Annotated in this window: 8 protein-coding genes; 3 read left to right on the forward strand and 5 right to left on the reverse strand. The window is 64.3% G+C overall.

From position 1 onward, the window contains the following. Window positions 1-121 precede the first annotated feature (121 nt). Window positions 122-1,030: a helix-turn-helix transcriptional regulator gene (locus JYG32_RS33005; RefSeq protein WP_249744808.1), complete on the reverse strand. Its 909-nt coding sequence runs from the start codon at window positions 1,028-1,030 to the stop codon at window positions 122-124. Between the two features lie 233 nt (window positions 1,031-1,263). Continuing rightward, window positions 1,264-1,740: a nuclear transport factor 2 family protein gene (locus JYG32_RS33010; RefSeq protein WP_213266422.1), complete on the reverse strand. Its 477-nt coding sequence runs from the start codon at window positions 1,738-1,740 to the stop codon at window positions 1,264-1,266. A 335-nt stretch (window positions 1,741-2,075) separates the two neighbouring features. Here JYG32_RS33010 and JYG32_RS33015 point away from each other — a divergent pair, with 335 nt between their 5' ends. Further along, window positions 2,076-2,462 carry a winged helix-turn-helix transcriptional regulator gene (locus JYG32_RS33015; RefSeq protein ID WP_213266423.1) on the forward strand — a complete coding sequence of 129 codons (387 nt, stop codon included), beginning with the start codon at window positions 2,076-2,078 and terminating at the stop codon, window positions 2,460-2,462. A gap of 494 nt (window positions 2,463-2,956) precedes the next feature. Here the strand turns inward: JYG32_RS33015 and JYG32_RS33020 are convergent, their stop codons facing one another. Continuing rightward, complete coding sequence (locus JYG32_RS33020; protein WP_174380597.1) at window positions 2,957-3,328, reverse strand: YXWGXW repeat-containing protein; 372 nt, start codon at window positions 3,326-3,328, stop codon at window positions 2,957-2,959. A 610-nt stretch (window positions 3,329-3,938) separates the two neighbouring features. On the opposite strand from JYG32_RS33020, the gene JYG32_RS33025 reads away from it, so the two are divergent. Then, on the forward strand, window positions 3,939-5,036 hold the full coding sequence (locus tag JYG32_RS33025; protein ID WP_174380596.1) for a porin: 1,098 nt from the start codon (window positions 3,939-3,941) through the stop codon (window positions 5,034-5,036). A gap of 177 nt (window positions 5,037-5,213) precedes the next feature. On the opposite strand, the gene JYG32_RS33030 is transcribed toward JYG32_RS33025, so the two are convergent. Then, the gene (locus JYG32_RS33030; protein ID WP_213266424.1) at window positions 5,214-5,612 is read right to left on the reverse strand and encodes a GreA/GreB family elongation factor; all 399 of its coding nucleotides are present in this window, start codon (window positions 5,610-5,612) and stop codon (window positions 5,214-5,216) included. A 512-nt stretch (window positions 5,613-6,124) separates the two neighbouring features. On the opposite strand from JYG32_RS33030, the gene JYG32_RS33035 reads away from it, so the two are divergent. After that, window positions 6,125-6,454, forward strand: a complete 330-nt coding sequence (locus tag JYG32_RS33035) for a DUF4148 domain-containing protein (RefSeq protein WP_174380594.1) — start codon at window positions 6,125-6,127, stop codon at window positions 6,452-6,454. 157 nt (window positions 6,455-6,611) lie between these two features. Here the strand turns inward: JYG32_RS33035 and JYG32_RS33040 are convergent, their stop codons facing one another. Further along, window positions 6,612-7,073, reverse strand: coding sequence for a CBS domain-containing protein (locus JYG32_RS33040; protein ID WP_174380593.1), 462 nt, complete (start codon window positions 7,071-7,073; stop codon window positions 6,612-6,614). Between the last annotated feature and the right edge of the window lie 134 nt (window positions 7,074-7,207).

Genomic DNA, 7,207 nt, shown 5'->3' on the forward strand with positions numbered 1-7,207 from the left:
TTCGTATCGGCACAGCGATCGGCGACGCACTCGCGGCCGTGCGGGCCGGCGTCCATCCGGTATTCGGCATTCCGTGTCTCCGTGGCATCCGACGCGTTCCTGTCGTCGGGTGAGACAGATACTAGGAGCGGGAGAGCCGGCTGTCTGTCATCGTTTTGAGGACAACGCGCGACAAAGGCGGTGGGAGCGGTTGCGGTGAGGTGGCGGCGTTATTTAGTGACCGCGACACATCGGGTGTGTCGTCTTCGGTCACGCACCACGCGAAGAGCCCGGCCCGGTTCGCGACGCCGAGCTTCGCGAGCGCGCGCTCGAGATAGGTGCGCACGCTGCTCGGCTTGAGCGCGAGCGTGTCGGCGATCTGCGGGACGGGCCGGCCTTGCAGCACGGCGCGGCACACGAGTCGTTCGCGTTGCGACAGCGCCGCGCCGCTGCCCGACAGCCGCTGTTCGAAGCGCTGCAGCAGCGCGCCGTCGTCCGAGCGCGGCGTCAGGCGTGCGAGCCGCGCATGCTGGATCAGCAGCGGCAGCACGAAATCGCCGAGCTGCCGCAGCAGCGCCAGTTCGGCCAGCGTGTACGACGGCTGGCCGCGCCGGCGGAACAGCGAAAACGCGTAGACATAGTCGCGCTCGCTGCCGAGCAGCGTGCAGTCCTCGCCGAGCTCGCCGAGCGCGAATTGGCGGCCGTATTCGGTCGCGGTGTCGATTTCCTCGTTGCACGAGAACACGAGCTGCGAATCGGTGACGCGCTCGATATGCGGAAGCAGCGTGTCGGACCGCCAGTCGCCCTGTGTATACAGATCGAGCGCATGGCGCGTGCCGTCGGGATCGTCGCCGCCGGCGAAGAACAGCACGTCGACGCTGTCGACCGATTGCGACGGCGCGTCGCGCCGGTAACGCGTCGCGACGCTGTAATGGGACTGCGGGTCGACGGTATCGCGCAGCCACGCCCAAAGCCGGGCGGGAAACTGCGGACTGCCGAGGCTGGCGACCAGGTCGCCGGCGTTGCTCAGGGAAATATGGGCGGGGCTCATCGTTGACACCGTCTTCGCGAACGGCCGCCCGCGCCGGCCGTGCTTCGCGTGCGGCGGCGCGCCTGCGGGGCGGCGGCCTGCGGTGCGGTCGTGCGAGCCGGCGGCCGCCGCGGAGGCGAAGCTCGATTGTAGGGGACTTCGCAGGCGCGGGGCAGTCGCGCTTGCCTGGCGGGCGGCCGATCGCCCGTCGACGGGCGGCGCGCATTGTGGCGCGCCGCATGGCGGCCCGCGCGTCAGAACATCGTGTTCGGGTTCGCGGCCGTTTCGGGCACCGGCTGGATCACGTCCCAGTGCTCGACGATCTTGCCGGCCTTCACGCGGAAGATGTCGACGACCGCTTCGCCGCGATCGCCCGGACGCTCGGTCGCATGCACGTGCAGATAGACGAGATCGCCGTCGGTCGCGCTGCGGACGATGCGCGCACGCGATGCCGGGTTCTTCTCGAATGCGCCGACGAAGTACGACACGAACGGCTTCTTGCCGTCCGGCACGTGCGGGTTGTGCTGCTTGTAGTCGTCCGCGACGACGGCGGCGGCCTCGACCGCTTCATGTTTGTTGAAGAAGCGGTCGTAGAACGTCAGCACGAGCTGTCGGTTGGCTTCCTCGGCGGCCAGGTCGCGCGTGGCCGGGCCGGCGGCGAATGCGGCCGCCGATGCGGCCAGCAGGACGAACGCGGCAACGGCGCGAACGGGGGAGCGGAGCGATGACATGGTGCGTTTTCCTTGTCTGACGAGTCGTCGGTTGGCGCGCGATGCGCGACTGCGGGTTACGCCGATCGTCTTGATCGGCGGGCGATGCGGGCGTGGGCGCGAGCACGCATGCCGTATCGACATGCAGGGTGCGTCGCGAATCCGGTGCCGTCACGAGCGGCGATGTCGCGACGACGGGCTGCGTCGTCATGCTTCGTTGAACTGGCGAATCCGTACGTGCGGCTTTCGGGCCGATCGAATGGTACAGTTGCCGCGAACCCGTCACAAGAAGTCACCGCGGTATGAACAGGTCACACCGCGGTGACCGTGTGTTGCCCGTGAAAGAGAATCCAGTCATGCCGTTCCCGTCCGCCGACGAAACCGTCGAACTCGATCAGCCGTGCCCGATCCGCGATGTGCTGGACCGCATCGGCGACCAGTGGAGCCTGCTCGTGCTCGAGGCGCTGTCCGGCGGGACGATGCGCTTCAACGAATTCGGCCGCGCGATCGGCGATGTGTCGAACCAAATGCTGTCGCGCACGCTCAAGCGGCTCGAGCAGGACGGCTTCGTCAGCCGCACGCTGTTCGCCGAAGTGCCGCCGCGTGTCGAATATGCGCTGACCGACCTCGGGCGTTCGTTCCTGACGCCGATGCAGGCGATGATCCGGTGGGCCGATGAGCATCATCGTGCGATCTGCGCTGCGCGCCGTCGTGCGCGGGAGCAGGAGGGCGGCGGGCGCTGAGCGGGATGCATGCGCCACTCTGTCGATTGGCGGTGCGTTGCAGATGGAGCGGGGCTCGATGCACTGCATCGGCAGCGCATGATTTCGTTATCCGAAGGAACCCGTCAGGATGGGAGGCTTGACGATGCTTTGCCGTGTTCGTTGCGAATACGGCAATGTGCTTGCGACTCGACGTCCGAATCGCGGGCCTTGCATCCGGGCGAGCGAAACCTGCCGTCTTTTGTTGGGTGGCGTGCGATACGCACGCCGGGAGGCTGGGAGGAATTCTGTTGATGCGCGATTACACGCTGGCGATTGGCGGGCGTGTCGGTTATCGACGCTGGCAGATTGGACGCCTGGGCATCGGTTTGGCCGGTCAGGATCGTTCCCGACTGAGGCAACCTGTGCAGGTCACATGCGCGCCTGCCGGGCACCATGATTCCGTGGCCGGACGGCGCGGGTTCGCACGCATTGCCCGGCTGCGGGCCTGCCACGAGCCGGAGCCGGGCAGCCGCCTATCGCCACGAACCGTCGACGTAGACCCACACCTGCCCCTGGCGACGCCAGTAGCCGGGCACCCAGCGACGCCCGGGGCGCCGTGCGACCCAGCGGCCGGACACCCATATATACCGGCCGCCCTGCCAGCGCCAGTAGCCGTCGGTCCATATATAGCCATGCGGCCGCGGTGGCGGCGGTCGGCGGTCGTGCCGAGCCGCCGGCGGCGCGAAGCCCGGCCGGTCGGAATAAGGCGGCCCGCCGGGTACGCGGTTCGGGCCGGACGGCCGGTACACGGGCGGCGCGGGCTGGGCTGAGGCGGCGCGGAGCCAGCCGGTGCCGACGAAGGCGGCGGTCAATCCGATGGCGCGCAACAACGAGCGTCGATTCATGACGTGTCCTGTTCTGTATTAGAGGCTGCCTTACATTAGCCTGCCGGTCCGCCGGCCGGGTTACGCGAGCGGTCAAGGCTGTTACCGCGTGTCACGGCACGTGGATGGGCCGCCAGCCGGCGAAGATCGACCTTTCCGTCTCTGCGGGCCGACGGGCCGACATGGCCCGCTGCACGGGCGTCGCTCCCTGTTTACTGTTCGACAGACGCGTTCCAGACGATCGAAGCTCGGTATTCGAGGCAGAAATAGGCAAAAGTTACCGATTTCTGGGTGCCCATCGAACCTGTTTGTTGTTTCTATGCAACCGTCAAGACGATGACATGAAAGAATGGTGCGATGAAAGCCTCCAAAAAGCCGCCGTCAAGAAGCCAAAAAAAGGCATCAAAACAAATACTTATAACGCGGCCCCGTTTTCATTATTTCTAGTTCTGGAAAAGCTTATTTCTTTATTCGCGGATCGCGCCCCTAGGGTACACCCCTAAACTCACGGTTCCCAAACGGGCAACTATCCGGGCGCGGCCAGCAGGACCGATGGCGTTCCCGGGCGGTTGAAGACCGTTTATGAAACAAGGTCGCGAGACCTGCCTCTTTTTAGAAGGGAGCTCCACGAATGAACAAGACTCTGATCGTTGCAGCAGCTGCAGCATCGTTCGCTACCGTCGCTCACGCGCAAAGCAGCGTCACGCTGTACGGCGTGCTGGACGCAGGCATCACCTACCAAAGCAACGTCCAGAACGCAGCCGGCCAAGGCAAGTCGCTGTGGTCGATGGGTTCGGGCATTGACCAGAGCCGTTTCGGCCTGCGTGGCTCGGAAGACCTCGGTGGTGGCCTGAAGGCAATCTTCACGTTGGAAAGCGGCTTCAACATCGGTAACGGCAAGTTCGCGAACGGCAACGGCGGCATGTTCAACCGTCAAGCATTCGTCGGCCTGTCGAGCCAGTACGGCACGGTCACGCTGGGCAAGCAGTACGACGCAACGCAAGACTACCTGGCGCCGCTGACGGCAACGGGTTCGTGGGGCGGCACGTACTTCGCGCACCCGCTGAACAATGACCGTCTGAGCACGAACGGCGACGTCGCGCTGAACAACACGGTCAAGTACACGAGCGCGAACTACGCTGGCCTGCAATTCGGCGGCACGTACTCGTTCTCGAACAACACGAACTTCGGCAACAACCGTGCATACAGCGGCGGCGTGTCGTACCAGTACCAAGGCCTGAAGCTGGGTGCAGCGTACTCGCAAGCCAACATCGGCAGCCCGCTGAACACGGCAGGTGCAAGCTCGATTACGGCACAAGGCCGTAACCGTACGTTCGGTGCAGCTGCTGCGTACGCATTCGGCCCGGCGCAAGTCGGTGCAGCATGGACGCAATCGCGTCTGGACAACCAAGCGAACGGCGGCGGCTCGCTGCGCGCTGACAACTACGAAGTCAACGCAAAGTACAACCTGACGCCGGCTCTCGGCCTGGGTGCTGCTTACACGTACACGAACGCGAAGGTTGACGGCAGCAGCGCGCACTGGAACCAGTTCGGCCTGCAAGCTGACTACGCTCTGTCGAAGCGCACGGACGTGTACGCACAAGCTGTGTACCAACGTGCATCGAAGAACGCAGGCGGCGCATCGATCTACAACGGCGACGCTGACACGCTGCCGAGCTCGTCGATCAACCAAACCGCAGCAACGGTTGGTCTGCGTCACCGCTTCTAAGCGTGACGGCTGGGTAACCAGCTTCGCAGCTTCGAAAAAGGCGCCTTCGGGCGCCTTTTTTTCGTGTGCGAATTGCAATGACGACGATCCGGATTGCCCGGACGCAAAAAAGCGAGGCCTGTGCCTCGCTTTTTCCGTTCTGCGCCCGTTGCGGCGCGGCGCTGGCCGGCCGGCGGCTCAGCGCGTGTATTCGCCGTTGGCTTCCGGCTGGAACACGATTGCGGCGACCTTCATCAGCTTTTCGGCGCCGCTCGGCTGCATCACCTTGACCATCTGGCCGCGCTGCGTACCCAGCAGCGCCATGCCGACGGGCGAGAAGACGTTCAGGCGGCCGAGTTCGAGATTGGCGGCGTCCGGATAAACAATCGTCCAGGTGGCCTGTTCCTGGGTCGCTTCGTCGAGCAGCGTGATCTGCGAGTTCATCGTGACGACGTTCGCCTTGATGGCGTCGGGCTGAACGATGTCGGCGCGCTCGAGCAGCGCGTCGAGCATCGTCTGGAATCGCGGGTTGTGCTCGGCGTGCTTCTCGAGGCGAGCGACGTCGAGTTCGGTCAACTGGTAAAGGCGTTGTTTCATGGAAGTTCTCCAAATGATCGGCAGGGGCAGGCGTGGCGTGCCTATGGGGATCGCCCGGAGCCTGTCTGACCTGGCTCCGGGAGGAGACCGAGCCGTCAGATCAGGCGCCGGGCAGGGGCGAGCGGCGCCTGGGCCGTGCGTCGAGCGAGGGGATGCGCCGGATGGCCGGCGCGCGCGCGCACGCCGGCCGGGCCGGACGGCGAAACCGAAAGGGGCGTGAGCGCGTACATGATGGATGGAATATCGACTGGCTAATAAAACCTTACGATTCTACAACACAACCTTCGGGATATGTGATCCGGCTGTCGGCGTTCCGTCAGCGATTGTTGTGCAGATGAAGCAAGTGGTGGCAGCCCGGTCGGTAAACAGTCGGCGATATTTGCCAAAATCGCAACGCTGTATGTTCAAACCAAGGGTTTCCCCTTGGAATGACGAGAACTACACTGGACTCAATCGCTTCAGACAGTCCTGCCGAGGCGACGTCAAAACAGAACATATTCCGGAGGTAAATCATGAAGTCGATCATCTACGCAGCCATCGCCGCATCCGTACTTGCCGCTCCGATCGCATCGTTTGCGCAGTCCGAACAAGGGCTGACCCGCGACCAGGTCAAGGCCGAACTCGTGCAACTCGAACAGAACGGCTACAAGCCGCTGGCGAGCGATTCGCAATATCCGAGCAATATCCAGGCAGCCGAACAACGGATCCAGCCGAACCAGCCGATGCTCGCGCAGGCCGATACCAGCGGCTACGGTGCGGTGGCAACGGGTGCCGGACAAGCGGGCCGTCGCATGACGCGGGAAGCACCGAATCCCGTGAACTCGGTCTACTTCGGCAACTAACCGAACGTCCCCGGTCTGCCCGAGCGCACCACTTAATCGACGAGACGCGCGCCATTTGCGCGCGTCGTCCGCCCGCAGGAGCAGAACCTCCGTCGCCGCATTCCGGCGGCTTTCCGCCCAGACGCTTACGCGTTTGGGCCTTTTTTGCTGGAGCGGGTCAGACGGACGTGACCGCGGGCGTGCCGTGGATATAGTGTTCGAGCTGGCTGATCGTGAACTGCTGATCGGCAATCACGCTCTTCACGAGGTCGCCGATGGAGATGAGGCCGATCAACTTGCCGCCGTCGAGGACGGGCAGGTGGCGCATCCGGTGCTCGGTCATCAGCGCCATGCACTCGTCGGTGGTTTGCGACGGCTCGACGTAGCGCACCTTGGCCGTCATGATTTCCTCGACGCGGGTGGCTTTCGATGAACGGTCCTGCAGGACGATCTTGCGCGCGTAGTCACGCTCGGTGACGATGCCCGCGATGTCGTCGCCGTCCACGACGAGCAATGCGCCGATTCCCTTCTCCGCCATCAGCTTGATGGCGTCGTAGACGAGATCGGTCTTCGTAACGGTGTAGATGGTGCGGCCCGAATCCGGCTTGGCCTTGAGAATCTGCGCGACAGTCGTACTCATTCGCTTTCTCCGTGTGCAGGTCGATGCAGGGCAGGCAGGGCGTGATGCGCGTCACCCGATGGGCCCAGTATAGCCGGGCAGGTGGCGGCAGTCGCGTGACGTTTCCAGATTAGCGGTAAACTCCCGTCACGCAC

Source organism: Burkholderia pyrrocinia, from assembly GCF_018417535.1.
In the GTDB taxonomy this organism is placed as follows: domain Bacteria; phylum Pseudomonadota; class Gammaproteobacteria; order Burkholderiales; family Burkholderiaceae; genus Burkholderia; species Burkholderia pyrrocinia_E.

What these genes read in the sequence shown, in the direction of transcription:
- JYG32_RS33005 (WP_249744808.1), bottom strand. Translation starts at nt 1,030, where the DNA reads ATGAGCCCCGCCCATATTTCCCTGAGCAACGCCGGCGACCTGGTCGCC.
- JYG32_RS33010 (WP_213266422.1), bottom strand. Translation starts at nt 1,740, where the DNA reads ATGTCATCGCTCCGCTCCCCCGTTCGCGCCGTTGCCGCGTTCGTCCTG.
- JYG32_RS33015 (WP_213266423.1), top strand. Translation starts at nt 2,076, where the DNA reads ATGCCGTTCCCGTCCGCCGACGAAACCGTCGAACTCGATCAGCCGTGC.
- JYG32_RS33020 (WP_174380597.1), bottom strand. Translation starts at nt 3,328, where the DNA reads ATGAATCGACGCTCGTTGTTGCGCGCCATCGGATTGACCGCCGCCTTC.
- JYG32_RS33025 (WP_174380596.1), top strand. Translation starts at nt 3,939, where the DNA reads ATGAACAAGACTCTGATCGTTGCAGCAGCTGCAGCATCGTTCGCTACC.
- JYG32_RS33030 (WP_213266424.1), bottom strand. Translation starts at nt 5,612, where the DNA reads ATGAAACAACGCCTTTACCAGTTGACCGAACTCGACGTCGCTCGCCTC.
- JYG32_RS33035 (WP_174380594.1), top strand. Translation starts at nt 6,125, where the DNA reads ATGAAGTCGATCATCTACGCAGCCATCGCCGCATCCGTACTTGCCGCT.
- JYG32_RS33040 (WP_174380593.1), bottom strand. Translation starts at nt 7,073, where the DNA reads ATGAGTACGACTGTCGCGCAGATTCTCAAGGCCAAGCCGGATTCGGGC.